The sequence below is a fragment of the Eoetvoesiella caeni genome (assembly GCF_003315175.1).
GTDB lineage: Bacteria > Pseudomonadota > Gammaproteobacteria > Burkholderiales > Burkholderiaceae_B > Eoetvoesia > Eoetvoesia caeni.
The window spans coordinates 557,115-572,087 of record NZ_QNRQ01000001.1; the positions used below are offsets into that span (position 1 = coordinate 557,115).

Genomic DNA, 14,973 nt, shown 5'->3' on the forward strand with positions numbered 1-14,973 from the left:
CGATACTAAAGCTGGATGCTGATATTGCTGATCTCGGAATAAAAATCAAGCGAGTATTGCCCCCCTTCACGTCCCAGGCCCGACTGCTTGGCGCCCCCGAAAGGAGTGCGCAAATCGCGCAAGAACCAGGTATTGACCCAGGTGATTCCGGTGCGTAAACGGCGCGATACGTTATGGGCGCGCTTGAGGCTGGTCGTCCAGACGCTTGCCGCCAGGCCGTAAGGGCTGTCGTTGACCCTGGCAATGACTTCTTCGTCGGTATCGAACGGCGCAATATGGCACACCGGACCAAACACTTCTTCGCGCACGCAGCGCGCGGTGTCGGGCAAGCCGGTCCAGATGGTTGGCTGCACGAAAGCCCCCTCGTCGCGTTCATCGCCGAATGCCGGCACCCCGCCTCCGCAGACCAATGTTGCGCCCTCTTCCAAAGCCAGCTTGTAGTACGACAGGACTTTGTCGCGATGGCCTTTGGAAATAAGAGGGCCCATGTCGACACCCGGCTCGTCGGGATAACCGACTTTGAGAGCCTCGGCTTTTTCTTTCAGGGCGGCGACAAAACGATCGAAGATGGGACGCTCGACATAGACGCGTTCGGAACACAGGCAAACCTGGCCCGAGTTGGTAAACGACGAGCGGATGACGCCGGCCACGGCAGCATCGAAATCGGCGTCGGCGAAGACAACGGCGGCATTTTTCCCGCCCAGCTCGAACGATACTTCCTTGACCCCCTCGGCGGCCACTTTCATGATGGTCGAGCCGGTGCTGGACTCGCCCGTAAATGTAATTGCGTCAATATCGGGATGGCCGGTCAGGAATTCGCCGGCCGAGTCGGGCCCGAAGCCGTGCAACAGATTGAACACACCCGGCGGAACGCCGGCTTCGTCCATGACTTGCGCGAGCAATGTGGCCGACGAAGGGGTTTCTTCCGAAGGCTTGACCACCACGGTATTGCCGCAGGCCAGCGCCGGCGCAACCTTCCAGGTCAACAAGAGCAGCGGCAGGTTCCAGGGTGAAATAATCGCAATGACGCCATGCGGCTTGCGTACGGTGTAATTCATGACGTCATGCCCGCTGGCCGTGCGCATATCGTAGGTTTCGCCGCCAGCGACCTTGACCAAGTCGGCAAATGTGCGGAAATTGGCCACGCCGCGATAAACGTCAAGCGTGCGGGCCTGCTCGATCGAGCGGCCTGTGTCGGCGACCTCGGCGGCAACGAACTCGTCGTAGCGGCGCTCGATGGCGTCCGCGACTTTGTCCAGGACCGCGGCTCGTTCCGCCACAGACATACTGCCCCATGGGCCGTCAAGCGCCGCCTTGGCGGACTTCACCGCGCGATCGGCCAGGGCCGCGTCGGCCTCGTGCACCTGGGCCAGCACCGCACCGTTGATGGGGCTGACATTGGCAAATAGTTTGCCGGTCGCGACGAACTCGCCGTTGACGTAATTGCGCAGCTCCGCAAGGGAATCCGGCAAAGGAAATCTGTGGTTCAAAACTGTCTCCTGAGAGGGGCATCCGCAAATAACGCTACTGCGGGTTTTCTCTGGAAACTATAGATTCATTCCGAGGCGGTGACTATTGAAAAATAAGCGGTCATGTATAACCAAAATCAATACATATATCCTAGGCCGCACTGTCCGCCGTATCAACGCATGTCCGGCGCGCCGTAGGTATCCACCGCCTACAGGCCGCCCAATGCTTCGATACCGGCCACTTCCTCCAGCGCGGCCAGCAGGCGCGCGGTTGCCGCAGTGGGCGCCCTCTCGGCAAGCAAGGTATAGCCAACCTTGCCGACAGGACTGACTACGCCCAGGCGCAGGATGCTTAGCAAGCCGGCACGCACGAACTGCTCGGCCACAGCGTAAGGCATCAGCGCAACCAGGGACGACTCCAGCAACAAACCCAGGTTGGTCAGAAACGAGACCGATTCCACCAGCTTGCGGGGCATGGCCATGCCCGCCTTTTCAAAAAAAGACTGGGCCGAGCGCCTGGCAACAGACTCCGTCGTCGGCACTATCCAGGTCATCTCTTCCAACTGGTGGGCGTCGACCGTCGCCTCCAGGGCCAGGGGATGGTGACGCGACACGACGGCGCACAATGTTTCGTCGTACAGGGGAACATGGACGAATGCCGGATTGACGTTTTCTTCCGGGAGAAAGCCGATGACCACATCGAACTGGCCCCGCGCCAGCTCCGGAAATAGTGCATCATTGGACCCAACCCGAACCTTCACAATGATATTGGGGGCTATTTCACGCAAACGCAAAATAGCCCGCGGCAGCAATTTGGCCGACGCCGTCAACAAGGTTCCGACCACGACCTGACCGGAGATGCCCGCATTCCATGAGTTTGCATCGTCCGCAAGAAAGCGCAGGCCAGCCAGCAGCGACTGCGTATGCCGCTGCAGCAATTGGCCAAACTCGGTCAATTGCACGCCGCGCTTGCCGCGCGTGAACAAGGTTTCTTCGAAATGCTGTTCCAGCTCGCGGATGGACTTGCTGACCGCGGGCTGCGTCATGTGAAGTTCGCGCGATGCAGCCAGCATCGAACCGGTTTCCACGACTTTTTCAAAAATGGCTATTTGCTGCAATTTAAGCCGGCGAATCAACGAGCTTTTGGAATGTTCCATGGAATGCCACTATAAATTGCAGGCTGAAGGCTCAGCCCAGCCAAACCGTAAAATCGCTGACCGGCACCCGCGGCGTACGAAAGGTATTGACCAATGCCGACTCGTCGGCATAGCCCAGCGCCATGCCGCAGACTATCATTTCGTCCGGCCCCGCCCCGATATGCGGCAGGATGATTTTCCCGTAGGAATTCCACGCTGCCTGCGGGCAGGTATCCAGGCCGCGGGCGCGGGCGGCAATCATAATGCTTTGCAGGAACCCGCCGTAGTCCATCAGCGATCCGCTGCCCATAACGGTATTGACGGTAAACATCAGCCCGACCGGCGCGCCGAAATACCGAAAGTTGCGCTGGTGCTGCGCGTGCATGCCGTCTTTATTGCCACGTTCCAAACCCAGCAAGCCATATAAGCCCCAGCCGTTCTCGCGCCGGCGGTCGATAAAAGGACTGACCCAGGTGCGCGGGTAATAATCAAAGGCTTCGGTATATTCGTCTGCCAAAGAGCGGTCGGCCCGCAGCGCATCATGGGCCGCACATACTTTGTCGATCAGGCTGTCTTTGACAGCCCCCTGCAGCACGTAGGTCTTCCAGGGCTGGGTATTGGCGCCCGACGGCGCCCGGCTGGCAACGGCAAGTATTTCTTCGATCAGGGCACGGGGCACAGGCTTGTCGGTAAACGCGCGAATGGATTGGCGGCCCTCGATGGCCTGGTCGACCAATGCGGCAGCCTCGGACGAATGGTTTTCAACAGTACTGCTGCTGGACATGATGCGAAAAGCTCCTGATTCTTGATGCACGGATTGGCGGCGGCCCGAAAGCCGCCCCAATAAATGCAGATCTTATAGTGTATGGTTGACCATCGCCAGCCGAATATGCTCTATGGCGCGAGATGGTTCGAGGCCTTTTGGACAGACTTCGGTACAGTTCATGATGGTGCGACAACGGAAAAGCCGGTAAGCGTCGTTCAATTCATCCAGCCGCTCCTCGGTCGCCTGGTCGCGACTATCGGCAATAAACCGATATGCATTCAATAGCCCCGCAGGTCCTACAAATTTGTCCGGATTCCACCAATACGACGGACATTGACTCGAACAGCACGCACAAAGGATGCATTCGTAAAGGCCATTGAGCGACTCGCGTTGCTCGGGAGACTGCAAACGTTCCTTTTCGGGTGGAGGCTCATGATTGATCAAATAGGGCTTGATCGACCAATACTGCTTATAGAATTGGGTCATATCCACTACCAGGTCCCGAATGACCGGAAAAGTGGGCAGAGGCCGAAGCACAACCGGATCTTTCAGGTCCTTGATTGGCGTAATGCAGGCGAGCCCGTTACGACCATTGATGTTGATGGCATCCGACCCACACACACCTTCGCGGCATGATTTGCGTAACGTCAGTGAATCGTCCTTCTCGCTTTTAATACGCAGAATGACATCTAGCAGCATATGTTCGTTGGGCCGAATCTCCATGTCGAATTCTTGCATCCTGGGTCTGGAATCCGTGTCTGGATCAAATCTATATATAGAGAATCGCATGGATGGCTCCGATATTAATAGTAAGTATCGCGCTCGTCAGGTTGCGGCGAACAATACCAGCATCACCCAGGCAGCCATGCTGATTAAAAAGAGCGCAAGTAACGCCAGCGCGGTAATCCGAAGAGACAGGGGTTTGATGTAGTCCAAGACCACATCACGAAGGCCGACCCAGGCGTGAACGAGCAGAACTATAAAAAATACGCTGGTTGGGACGATGAACTCCGCGCTCGACATCGAGTCACGCCATATTTCGTACGACACTGGTTGGTAAAAAGCGAAGTAGATCAACAAAAACAAAAAGAAAAAAAGCAGATAAATAGCGGTAAACCGCTGAATGAGCCAGGGCTTCAATCCGCTTACAGGTGACTTTTTCATAGGAAGGCCATTGCGGCAAGGACCGCAAATAAAGGGCTGACGCAGTTGACTATCCATGCGCTGCGCCGGGCTTGATGCAGTCCGGATCCGATATCGATATCGCTGAGCAGATGGCGCACGCCGGCCAGCAGATGGTGACCCAGCGCCCATGCGAAGAGAACTGCCGCACATCGAACGGGAATACTGTGAAGCAGGCCGATCGCCCGTTCGTAGCCACCGGGATCTTTCAGCGACAAATCAAGCGCGTAAATGCTGAAGGGGAGACCGAGGGCAAGCAATACCCCACTGATTCGGTGACAGATGGAAGTGATAGCACCCACCGGCATCTGGATCTGCAGCACGTTGAAAAAAACAGGTCTTCGCATAGTCGCCCCATATTATGTTGGATCATGTCAAAATACGCTGGTGTTCTGACGCTACGATGCATAGCCCCTAGTTCAAAAGATTGCGCAAGACGTATTGCATAATGCCTCCGTGACGGTAATAGTCCGCTTCAGTCTGGGTATCGATACGCACCACAGCCTCGAACGTAACGTCGCCCGCGCGCACTTTAACCGTAGGCGGGATGCCTCCCCCGTTCAGCGCCGTGATTCCTGCAATACTGAACACTTCTTCGCCAGTCAAACCGAGCGACTCGGCTGTTTCTCCTGGCGGAAACTGCAGCGGCAATACGCCCATCCCCAACAAATTCGAACGATGAATGCGCTCGTAAGATTCCGCTATGACGGCGCGCACGCCCAGCAGGCTCGTTCCTTTTGCAGCCCAATCACGCGATGAGCCCGAGCCGTAGTCCTTGCCGGCCAGCACCACCAACGCAATGCCTTCGTCCAGATAATTGCATGAAGCGTCGAAGATAGCTGTAACGGGTGCCCCCGTGCGGGTGAAGTCACGCGTATAGCCGCCCTCTGTGCCAGGTGCGAGCTGATTGCGCAGGCGCACGTTGGCGAAGGTGCCACGTATCATTACTTCGTGGTTGCCGCGCCGCGAGCCATAAGAGTTGAAGTCTTTGGCCATGACGCCGTGATCGGTCAGATACTGCGCAGCGGGCGAATTTCGGGCAATGGAGCCAGCCGGACTGATGTGGTCGGTAGTGACCGAATCGCCAAGCTTGGCCAGTACTCGCGCGCCCGCGATATCGCTCACGGGTGCGGGCTTGCGCTGCATTTCGGCAAAATAGGGCGGCTTGCGCACGTAGGTGGAGGTGTCATCCCACGCAAACAGCTCGCCCTGTGGAGTCGGCAGCCCACGCCAACGTTCATTCCCGGCGAACACATCGGTATAACCGCGAGTATACATGTCGGTGGAAATCGAATGCTCGACCGCCGCCACTTCTTGGCTTGACGGCCAGATGTCGCGAAGGTACACCGGTAGACCATCCTTGCCGTAGCCCAATGGGTCATTGGACAGATCTGTGTCCATCGTTCCGGTCAGAGCATAGGCGACTACCAGCGGTGGCGACATAAGATAGTTCATCTTGACCTCCGCGTGAATGCGACCCTCGAAGTTGCGGTTGCCAGACAGTACCGAAACGACCGACAAATCGCCACTGGCGACCGCGTCGCTGACTTCAGGGATGAGCGGGCCCGAGTTACCGATGCAGGTGGTACAGCCGTAACCGACTAGATAAAAGCCAAGCGCTTCAAGATACGGCATTAGACCGGCCTTTTTGAAATAGTCGGTCACCACGCGCGATCCAGGAGCCAGGCTTGTCTTGACCCAGGGCTTGCGCGACAGGCCGAGCTCCACGGCCTTTTTAGCCAGCAGCGCCGCCGCCAACATCACTGTGGGATTGGATGTGTTCGTACACGAGGTAATCGCGGCAATGACGACCGCGCCATGGTCGACATGACATGTCGTCCCATCGCCAAGGAGCACCGGCATTGGATTGGCGCTTCGCTCTCCGCCTTCGGATGTTCGGTCATTGTTGATATTGGGAGCATCGGAAAAGCTTTCCGGTTGCTCGTGAGAGGGAGGGTCCGACGCGGGAAATGACTGAGCTACAGCTACGTCATAACCCTTGAGCTTGTGCGGGGCCTCGCTTACAAAGGCCGGCAACGTTCTGCGAAAGGCCCGCTTGGCATCAGTCAGCGAAATTCGGTCTTGAGGGCGCGTGGGCCCTGCTATAGACGGCACCACCGTGGAGAGGTCCAGCTCAAGGCGCTCGGAATAACGCGGCTCAAGCCCGGGATCATGCCACAGGCCTTGCTGTTTTGCGTAGGTTTCGATGAGCGCGATGTGATCGGAAGAACGGCCCGTGAGCTCAAGATATCGCAACGTAACGTTATCTATGGGAAATATTGCAATGGTGGAACCATATTCTGGGCTCATGTTGCCGATAGTCGCGCGGTTGGCCAATGGCACCGCTGCTACGCCGGGACCGTAAAACTCAACAAACTTTCCTACCACCCGGTGTTCGCGCAACATTTCCGTTATGGTCAGAACAAGGTCAGTAGCCGTGGTACCCGCGGGCAATGAACCGATAAGCTTGAAACCCACCACTTTGGGAATCAGCATTGAAATTGGCTGGCCGAGCATGGCGGCTTCGGCCTCGATGCCGCCGACTCCCCATGCCACGACTCCCAATCCGTTGACCATGGGCGTGTGTGAGTCCGTACCCACGCAAGTATCTGGATAGGCTGCTGTACCCCCCTCCACTTCGTGGGTGAAGACAACGCGCGACAAATGCTCCAGATTGATTTGATGCACTATTCCTGTGTCGGGCGGCACTACTTTGAAATCGTCAAAAGCGGTCTGCCCCCAGCGTAGAAATTGATATCGCTCAAGGTTGCGTTCGTATTCGATCGTGATGTTCCGATCAAACGCCGTTTCGTCACCGAAAGCGTCCACAATGACCGAATGATCTATGACCAATTCGACAGGAGCAAGTGGGTTGATGCGACCTGCGTCCCCTCGCAACGTATGCATTGCTTCACGCATGGCAGCCAGGTCGACGACGGCCGGAACTCCTGTGAAGTCCTGCAACACTACCCGGGCAGGCGTAAACGAAATCTCGCGTTCAGATTGCGACTCAACCCCCCAGCCCGCCAGCGCGCGAATATCGTCCGCAGTGATGTCGACGCCGTTTTCGGTTCTTAGCAGATTCTCCAAGAGAATTTTAAGGCTGTAAGGAAGGCTGGCAATATCGAATCCGGCATCTGACAGTGCATCAAGCCGGTAAATGGCGTAGGACTTGCCGGCAACTTGCAGGGAACCTTTGGCTTTGAAGGTGTCAATACTGCCCATGATGCTTTCCTCCTGTGTGGTATCACTTGACTGTAGCCTGTACATCGCTTGTACCATCCACATAAGCCGGCTGCTCTCATAGCATTCTTGCGACTAGGGGATTAATGAGCCAGAAAACGGTTAAGAGATATGATCAAGCAGCCCGCGGTCCTGCCTTAGTCCGATCTACGCAGTGCGACATTACGACCGAAGCCGACCTCTCTGACTATAGTCGCAGAACATGTCCATAGCGAGGTCAAAGGAATATTTGCGCTAATTGGACATTGCCTGCACAAAATAGATAGCTGAGGTCCCATGTATCCCGTACTGTGATGAACAAATACGCAGCCATACGCAATGGCGCATCACCATCACGGAGACCCTCATGGACAGCCATCCTTTTCTTGCCGGCGAACGGTTTTTATTGGGTACATTTTCAAGCAATTGTTCCGGCGGCATGACTGTCTCCAAGCTGCCCAAACGCTGGCAGGCAACTTGGCAGAACAACCTGAAGCTGGGGCAAATGCTGGACGATGCGGGCATCGATTTCATGTTGCCGATTGCCCGCTGGATCGGTTACGGTGGTGAAACCAATTTCCATGGCTATGTACTGGAAACCGTAACCTGGGCAACCGCCCTATTGGCCAACACCAAGAATATTACGGTCTTTGCAACGGTCCATACGGTTGCAAACCATCCCGTCATTGTTGCCAAGCAGTTGGCTACGATTGCGCAGATAAGCAATAACCGCGTCGGCCTGAATATTGTGGCCGGCTGGAACAAACCCGAATATGAGGCGCTGGGCCTGAATCTGCCCGACGATCACGAAACCCGCTACGGCTATGCCCAGGAATGGTTCGATATCGTCAAGAAACTCTGGTCCCATGAGGGCGCATTCAATTGGGACGGCAAATACTTTCAGCTCAAGAACACTTACGGCGACCCCAAGCCCGACACCATGCCGCCTATTTTCAATGCGGCGGGGTCCGGCCTGGGACGCGAGTTTGCCAGCCGCAACGCCAATTTCCTGTTTACACCGGCCATTGACCTGGGCCGCTCCAAGCAAGAAGTTGCCGACCTTAAGCAGCAAGGCCGTGATAATCAGCGCCGCGTGGATGTCTTGACGTTCTCGCATGTCATTTGCCGGCCCACCGAAGCCGAAGCCAAGGCCAAGTGGCAAGAGCTGCAGGACAACGCCGACTGGGCCGCCGTGGACAACCTGATTGCCTTGCAGTTCGCCCATGCCCAATCGTTTCCGCACGACCTGCTGGCCCTGATCCGCGAACGCATGGCGGCTGGCCACGGCGGCTACCCTTTGGTAGGCACGCCCCAACAAGTGGCCGACGGCATTTGTGCCCTGCATGAAGCAGGCTTTCGGGGCACTACGCTTTCGTTCTTCGACTATGTTGAAGAGTTTCCCTACTTCCGCGATGAGGTGCTTCCCATCCTGCATGCGCGCGGTATCAGATAGGCGGCTGGCGCCGCGCCCGTGCCCGCAATCCGTACGGCCATTTGGACCGAAGCCATACCGTTGCGGCATGCTGAAGATTAAGGAAAACCCTCGCAGCAATAACGCCCGATCAGGTATAAACTTTTTGAATTCAAACAGTTATAGGAAAATCCAGGCATAGGGCGCCTCGTCCTATGCCAATTTTCCGTTACCCAGGGAGCTATCGTGTTGCGATCGGATTTCGCCGTTGGCCGTACCCGTTTGTTCAGCCGTTTCCCCGTTATAGCCTCCTGCGACCTGGAAGAAGTCCGTGACCGCGTCGCCCACGTTTTCTGCGATCACCGCCTGAACGTCGTCGGCAAATCGCAGCGGCTCAGTACGCAAATGTATTTTCGGCCAGGGCGCTACGCCGGCTATGGACGCATGAGCTACGGCGCCACCGTCGATATCGACCCGGGCCGTCTTGATGATTTTTTTCTGCTTCAGTTTCCGCTGCACGGAGAAGAAACCATTATTTCCGAAGGACAGTCGGTATCTTCCACGGCCAATATGGCAACCATCGTCAGCCCCGGCGTGGACTTTCGGATGCGCCATGGACAATGCACCGAAAAACTGTTCGTCCGGCTGGACCGCCGGGCACTCGAGCACGAGCTTGTCAGCTATTCGGGCCGCGCCCTTAAAGGTCCTTTGAAATTCGCACCGGGCATTGCCCTGGACACCGCGCAAGGCCAGGCTCTGTACCGCTTTATAAGCTGGCTTATGCAAGAAGCCTCCGACGGGCCCTTGCTGGACTATCCCTTGCTTGCCGCGCAATTCGAAGACACGCTCATGGCTTCATTGCTTAGCACGCTACCGCATAACCAGGGCAGCCAGCCACACTTCCCCCTTTCGGTAGCACCGCATTTCGTGCGTCGCGCCGAAGAATACATGCAGCACCACGCGCACGAACCCTTAAGCGCAAGCGATATTGCGACTCATGCCGGCGTAAGTACGCGCAGCCTGTTTGCGGGTTTTCGAAAATATCGCGACACCACGCCCATGGCCCACTTGCGCGCATTGCGCCTTGAAAAAGTACGGGCCGACCTCGTCTCGCCCCCGCCCGGGGCGCAAAGCGTCACGCGCATTGCCATGCGCTGGGGATTCTCCCATCTTGGGCAGTTTTCGGCCGCTTACCGGCAACGCTACGGCGAAACGCCGTCGCTTACCCTGCAGCGCGCCGGCGGGCGCGAGCCGCGCCGCTAAGCCGGCTTCCAGCAAAGCCTACATTACGGCACTTATCGCCCGCTGCAAGAACTCAGGCACCGACATGGCCTTGCCATTGACTTCGACGCTATCATTTTCGTAACGTATGGCGGTGCTGAGCTTGTCTTCCGCTTGCACGGCCAGGCCTGCTCGCCCCAGCCTGGCGGCATACATATCGAACACCATGGCGCCCATCATGGCTGCATTGCCGTTGCCGCCCGGCACGCCCTGAAACTGACTGAAGGTCTGAATGAACATGGGCTTGGCTATGGCAAGGTTCAGTTCCAGCCGCTTGATGACCTGAGGCAAAAGCAAAGCGGCCTCCGAAGCGTCGGAGCCCGCCGGACGCGCCAGGTTGACGGCCAGCTTCAAGGTGCTTTCGCCCTGGCCGTTCTTCCAGATGAACGGATCTATCGAGACTGTCGGCTGGCTGTCCAGCACCGCCCAAAGCTTGTTGCGCAGTTGCGCCGCTTCGTCGGGGGTAAGCTCGAGTTCGTCATCCGGGCCCAGGTTGTGCAGCGCCTTGATCCGGTCGTAAGTTACGACCAGGTCGGTAAGTGCCTGAACGTCCAGATTGCTGCCCTTGAAACCGGCGGTCAGGCTGCCGAAGTCGGCCTCGCCCAAGCGGATCCCGCCAAGGCTATATTGCAATGCGCCTTCAAGCTGGTTATTACGCTGCTGGCTGTCCAGGTTGATGGCCACCTTGCTTAATTGCACAGGCACGCTGTCGGCCGAAGCCAGTGTGAATTGTTCGGCAACGGCCTGGCTGCTGCTTTTGACCGTGCTGGGTTCGCCCGCCACATTCGTTGTGCTGCCAAGAACGATGCCGTGGATTTGCACGCTGTCGCCGCTACGCGCCGATGCGTACTCCAGGGCCTCGAATGTACCCTTGACCACGCTGTCCTGAAAGTTGTTGCTAAGCGTTGCGTTGATGACCCCGCCGCTGAATTTCAGGCTGTCGCCCCCTTCTTTTACGGCCAAAGGCTTGAGTTGCCAAACTGAATTTCCTTCTCCGGAAAATGTGACCCGGGTCGTGGCAACCACGGGCGACTGGCCTTGCAGGCTGTCGAACCATTTTTGAGTTGCCACCGACGGAATCATTTGTGCCCGGCTTAGTGCCATAAGCGGCGCAAAATGCCCCGACTGAAGCGCGCCCAGAGGAAATGGCCCATGCTGCAAATGGTCGCTTAGCAGGTATTCGACGGGAGCACCCTGGCTGTCCTGCATTTGCAAGGTATAGACGACGTCCGACGAGAAAACATGGCGCTTGTATTCGCTGATGGCCACTTTGAAGCCATTTTCCGGGACGTTGACGCCCAAGGCCGCTGTAAGCCGGTCGTTGGCCCGCTGGACCATCTGCTCTATGGTGGCCTGGGCTTCTTTGCCCACATACCAGGACGTCCCGGTGTAGACCGCCCCCAAGACAATAATTGCGGTCAGTAGCTTGGCGCCTTTTTTCATGTGATCGATCCGTAGATATTAAGTTATTGTCGTTTGCGCGAAAGCTCGCGAGGCAGCGGAAATGCCACGTTCTCTTCGGTGCCGGGCAAAGTGCGCACCGAAGCCGCCCCCAGTTCTTTCAGACGGTCGATAACCTGACGCACCAGCACCTCGGGAGCCGATGCGCCCGCGGTCAATCCGATTCGCTTGGCGTTGACCAGCCAGGCCGCATCGATCATGTCGGGATCGTCGATAAGATAGGCCGCCGCGCCTTTGCGTTCGGCGACCTCGCGCAGGCGGTTGGAATTGGAACTGTTGGGACTGCCCACCACCAGCACCAGATCGCAATCGGGCGCCATTACCTTGACCGCGTCCTGGCGGTTCTGGGTGGCGTAGCAGATGTCGCTTTTCTTGGGCTCGACAATGGAGGGAAAACGCGTGCGCAATGCATGGGCGACGGCCGCGGCATCATCGACCGACAACGTCGTCTGGGTAACGAAAGCCAGGTTGTCCGGGTCGGCGACCTGCAAAGCGTCTACGTCTTCAATGGTTTCAACCAGGTACATGCCGCTGTCGGCCTGGCCCAGGGTGCCTTCGACTTCAGGGTGGCCGCGATGGCCGATCATGATGATTTCGCGGCCGGCCTCGCGCATGCGAGCCACTTCGACATGGACTTTGGTGACCAGCGGACACGTGGCATCGAATACCCGCAAGCCCATTTTTTCGGCCTGGGCGCGTACGCTTTGAGCCACGCCGTGAGCCGAAAACACCACGATGGAGCCTTTGGGCGCCTCGTCAAGTTCGGCAATGAAAATCGCGCCCTTGGACTTCAGGTCTTGAACCACATAGCGGTTATGAACGATTTCATGACGTACATAGATGGGAGCGCCATGCAGTTCAAGTGCACGCTCGACGATGTCGATGGCCCGGTCGACCCCCGCACAAAAACCACGCGGCTGGGCCAGGATGACTTCTGCGGAGCCCTGTCCCGCTACCTTGCCTACTGGCATTACAACACCCCCAACAAAGATACATCGATGCGCAGGTCGGCTCCGGCCAAAGGATGGTTGAAGTCGAACAAGGCCCAACCCTCGCCGCGCTCTTTTAGAATGCCCGAATAACGGCCGCCGTTGGGCGCGAAAAACTCGACGATATCGCCCAGTTCGAATACCGTACCCGGCTCGGTATTGGCCTCGAGCATGGCATTGGTCACGCGCTGGATGAGCTCGGGATTACGCTCGCCGTAGGCCTGGGCCGCCGGCAATTCAATGCTGAATTGCGTACTCTCTTCGCGGCCCAGCAAGGCTTGTTCCATGGGCGGCGCCCATTGCCCCATTCCAAGTTGCAAGGTCGCCGGACGGCTGGCAAAAGTGTCGGCAAATACCGAGCCCGCGGCCGGCCCCGTTGTCAATTCGATGCGGTAATGCAAGGTAAGGTAAGAGTCGGGACGGACGACAGCCTTGGCGGAATCAATGGGGGAAATCAAAATCGTTCACCAAAAAAACATTGCGAATTCATCATTTTAGTGCCTCTTGCAACTTCGCACATTACAACCGGCGCCCAGGGCCTGTCAGGACAAGCCGAGACGGACAAAACCGTTCACTCGGCTGCTCAAACCCGCCAAAGACAGGCATCGTAGGAATTCTTCGATCCCGTCCCAGGCCAGGCACGCCACCCGACGAAACGCCCGACAGCTTGATCGAGACTCCTGAATGCATCCACCCAGCCGAGAAAAACCATGCCCACGCCTACGCCTCGCCGCCCCATTGCCATGACTCCCGAACGCCCCCGCGAACGCCTGCTCGCCCATGGCGCCCAGGCCCTGACTTCGCCTGAACTTCTAGCCATAGTGCTGCGTACCGGAACCAAGGGCTGCGATGCCGTCTCGTTGGGCCATCGCTTGATCGAACAGTTCAGCGGCCTGCGCGGCCTGCTCGCCGCCGATGTCCATACCTTGCTGAAGCTGCCCGGCCTTGGCCTGGCCAAAGCCTGCGAACTACAGGCCATCAACGAACTGAACCGCCGCGCCCTGGCCGAAGAACTGCGCATCGGCCAGGCGCTGGACCAGCCGGAACGCGTCAAGCACTATTGCATTGCCACCCTCGGCCACCTGAAGATAGAACATTGCTTCGCCCTATACCTGGACAGCCAATACCGCCTGATTATTTGCGAAGAACTGGCCAAGGGCACGCTTACACAAGCCTCGGTCTATCCCCGCGAAGTCGTCAAGGCGGGGCTCAAGCATCACGCCGCGGCGCTTATCCTGGCCCACAACCATCCTTCCGGCGTTTCAGAGCCAAGCCAGGCCGACCTTGCCCTGACCCGCCATTTGAAGCAAGCGCTGGCTTTGGTTGATATCCGTCTGCTGGACCACCTTATCGTGACGCCGCGCGGCGCCGTATCGCTGGCGGAACGCGGCCAGTTGTGAGGCCGGCCGGGCCGCCGCCTGCAATAATTGGGTCCTGCCCAGCAATATGGACGTCCAAGCTTGCCTATGGGTTGTTGACGCCGGAATGCGACACCGCCGGCACAAAACCTACTATTATGCTTTGGGCACATAGGCCATTCGTGCTAGAATTGCAAGTTAATCTGGATACGTGGCTAGGGAAGCCTTGGCGCTTGGCGATATAAAACAGCCAAGAAAAAAGACTTCATGAATAAGCAAAAACAAGGAACGTGCCTTGCCTTGCTCCTGGCTGGCGACCCGTCTTTTTCGATACAACAGGAATTCATCATGAAAGAAGGCATCCACCCCGAATACCGCGATGTGGTGTTTCTGGATCAGCAAACCGGCAACAAGTTCATTTCGCGCTCTACGCTCAACAGCCGCGAAACCGTTGAACTGGACGGTAAAACCTACCCGCTCTTCAAGTGCGAAGTTACCTCTGAATCGCATCCGTTCTACACCGGCGCTCAAACACGCCTCGTGGAAACCGGCCGCGTCGAGAAATTCCGCGCCCGCTTTGCCCGCACCGCCGGCACTGTCAAGAAAGCGTCGTAATAGAAAAAGCTGTCCCTCGGGGCGGCAAGCGGCGAAGCGCAGGAGTATTTTTCCACCGGCCGCCTCAAGGCAAATGCACTGGG

Annotated in this window: 14 protein-coding genes; 4 read left to right on the forward strand and 10 right to left on the reverse strand. The window is 57.4% G+C overall.

All coding sequences use genetic code 11. The annotated features are described in order from the left end of the window. Positions 1–5 precede the first annotated feature (5 nt). The 7 genes from DFR37_RS02565 to acnA all read right to left on the reverse strand — a co-directional run bounded on the left by DFR37_RS02565 (position 6) and on the right by acnA (position 7,778). On the reverse strand, positions 6–1,490 hold the full coding sequence (locus DFR37_RS02565; protein ID WP_242341670.1) for a 2-hydroxymuconic semialdehyde dehydrogenase: 1,485 nt from the start codon (positions 1,488–1,490) through the stop codon (positions 6–8). 188 nt (positions 1,491–1,678) lie between these two features. Beyond that, entirely contained in the window at positions 1,679–2,626 is a 948-nt protein-coding gene (locus tag DFR37_RS02570) for a LysR substrate-binding domain-containing protein (RefSeq protein WP_113931667.1), read from the reverse strand. 31 nt (positions 2,627–2,657) lie between these two features. Then, positions 2,658–3,389: a nitroreductase gene (locus tag DFR37_RS02575; RefSeq protein WP_113931668.1), complete on the reverse strand. Its 732-nt coding sequence runs from the start codon at positions 3,387–3,389 to the stop codon at positions 2,658–2,660. 72 nt (positions 3,390–3,461) lie between these two features. Beyond that, positions 3,462–4,160: a succinate dehydrogenase iron-sulfur subunit gene (locus tag DFR37_RS02580; RefSeq protein WP_113931669.1), complete on the reverse strand. Its 699-nt coding sequence runs from the start codon at positions 4,158–4,160 to the stop codon at positions 3,462–3,464. A 36-nt stretch (positions 4,161–4,196) separates the two neighbouring features. Next, positions 4,197–4,592 carry a succinate dehydrogenase, hydrophobic membrane anchor protein gene (sdhD, locus tag DFR37_RS02585; protein WP_113931670.1) on the reverse strand — a complete coding sequence of 132 codons (396 nt, stop codon included), beginning with the start codon at positions 4,590–4,592 and terminating at the stop codon, positions 4,197–4,199. Continuing rightward, entirely contained in the window at positions 4,532–4,900 is a 369-nt protein-coding gene (sdhC, locus tag DFR37_RS02590; protein ID WP_113931671.1) for a succinate dehydrogenase, cytochrome b556 subunit, read from the reverse strand. The genes sdhD and sdhC overlap by 61 nt, the downstream gene beginning before the upstream one ends. Before the next feature lie 67 nt (positions 4,901–4,967). Further along, positions 4,968–7,778 carry an aconitate hydratase gene (gene acnA / locus DFR37_RS02595; protein WP_113931672.1) on the reverse strand — a complete coding sequence of 937 codons (2,811 nt, stop codon included), beginning with the start codon at positions 7,776–7,778 and terminating at the stop codon, positions 4,968–4,970. Between the two features lie 364 nt (positions 7,779–8,142). Here acnA and DFR37_RS02600 point away from each other — a divergent pair, with 364 nt between their 5' ends. Both DFR37_RS02600 and DFR37_RS02605 read left to right on the forward strand, forming a co-directional pair. Then, on the forward strand, positions 8,143–9,228 hold the full coding sequence (locus DFR37_RS02600) for an LLM class flavin-dependent oxidoreductase (RefSeq protein WP_113931673.1): 1,086 nt from the start codon (positions 8,143–8,145) through the stop codon (positions 9,226–9,228). 204 nt (positions 9,229–9,432) lie between these two features. After that, the gene (locus DFR37_RS02605; RefSeq protein WP_211317197.1) at positions 9,433–10,449 is read left to right on the forward strand and encodes an AraC family transcriptional regulator; all 1,017 of its coding nucleotides are present in this window, start codon (positions 9,433–9,435) and stop codon (positions 10,447–10,449) included. 18 nt (positions 10,450–10,467) lie between these two features. On the opposite strand, the gene DFR37_RS02610 is transcribed toward DFR37_RS02605, so the two are convergent. The 3 genes from DFR37_RS02610 to DFR37_RS02620 are packed head-to-tail and all read right to left on the reverse strand — an operon-like array spanning position 10,468 to position 13,375. Continuing rightward, entirely contained in the window at positions 10,468–11,910 is a 1,443-nt protein-coding gene (locus DFR37_RS02610) for a YdgA family protein (RefSeq protein ID WP_113931675.1), read from the reverse strand. A gap of 23 nt (positions 11,911–11,933) precedes the next feature. Continuing rightward, on the reverse strand, positions 11,934–12,899 hold the full coding sequence (gene ispH, locus DFR37_RS02615; protein ID WP_113931676.1) for a 4-hydroxy-3-methylbut-2-enyl diphosphate reductase: 966 nt from the start codon (positions 12,897–12,899) through the stop codon (positions 11,934–11,936). Beyond that, positions 12,899–13,375, reverse strand: a complete 477-nt coding sequence (locus DFR37_RS02620; protein WP_113931677.1) for an FKBP-type peptidyl-prolyl cis-trans isomerase — start codon at positions 13,373–13,375, stop codon at positions 12,899–12,901. The genes ispH and DFR37_RS02620 overlap by 1 nt, the downstream gene beginning before the upstream one ends. A 252-nt stretch (positions 13,376–13,627) precedes the next feature. Here DFR37_RS02620 and radC point away from each other — a divergent pair, with 252 nt between their 5' ends. Together radC and DFR37_RS02630 are read left to right on the forward strand one after the other, a co-directional pair. Further along, positions 13,628–14,317 carry a RadC family protein gene (gene radC, locus DFR37_RS02625; RefSeq protein ID WP_242341669.1) on the forward strand — a complete coding sequence of 230 codons (690 nt, stop codon included), beginning with the start codon at positions 13,628–13,630 and terminating at the stop codon, positions 14,315–14,317. A gap of 306 nt (positions 14,318–14,623) precedes the next feature. Next, the gene (locus DFR37_RS02630) at positions 14,624–14,890 is read left to right on the forward strand and encodes a type B 50S ribosomal protein L31 (protein WP_113931873.1); all 267 of its coding nucleotides are present in this window, start codon (positions 14,624–14,626) and stop codon (positions 14,888–14,890) included. The last annotated feature ends 83 nt before the right edge of the window (positions 14,891–14,973 follow it).

Coding starts and splice junctions, on each gene's coding strand:
- DFR37_RS02570 (WP_113931667.1), bottom strand. CDS start 2,626: ATGGAACATTCCAAAAGCTCGTTGATTCGCCGGCTTAAATTGCAGCAA.
- DFR37_RS02575 (WP_113931668.1), bottom strand. CDS start 3,389: ATGTCCAGCAGCAGTACTGTTGAAAACCATTCGTCCGAGGCTGCCGCA.
- DFR37_RS02580 (WP_113931669.1), bottom strand. CDS start 4,160: ATGCGATTCTCTATATATAGATTTGATCCAGACACGGATTCCAGACCC.
- sdhD (WP_113931670.1), bottom strand. CDS start 4,592: ATGGATAGTCAACTGCGTCAGCCCTTTATTTGCGGTCCTTGCCGCAAT.
- sdhC (WP_113931671.1), bottom strand. CDS start 4,900: ATGCGAAGACCTGTTTTTTTCAACGTGCTGCAGATCCAGATGCCGGTG.
- acnA (WP_113931672.1), bottom strand. CDS start 7,778: ATGGGCAGTATTGACACCTTCAAAGCCAAAGGTTCCCTGCAAGTTGCC.
- DFR37_RS02600 (WP_113931673.1), top strand. CDS start 8,143: ATGGACAGCCATCCTTTTCTTGCCGGCGAACGGTTTTTATTGGGTACA.
- DFR37_RS02610 (WP_113931675.1), bottom strand. CDS start 11,910: ATGAAAAAAGGCGCCAAGCTACTGACCGCAATTATTGTCTTGGGGGCG.
- ispH (WP_113931676.1), bottom strand. CDS start 12,899: ATGCCAGTAGGCAAGGTAGCGGGACAGGGCTCCGCAGAAGTCATCCTG.
- radC (WP_242341669.1), top strand. CDS start 13,628: ATGCCCACGCCTACGCCTCGCCGCCCCATTGCCATGACTCCCGAACGC.
- DFR37_RS02630 (WP_113931873.1), top strand. CDS start 14,624: ATGAAAGAAGGCATCCACCCCGAATACCGCGATGTGGTGTTTCTGGAT.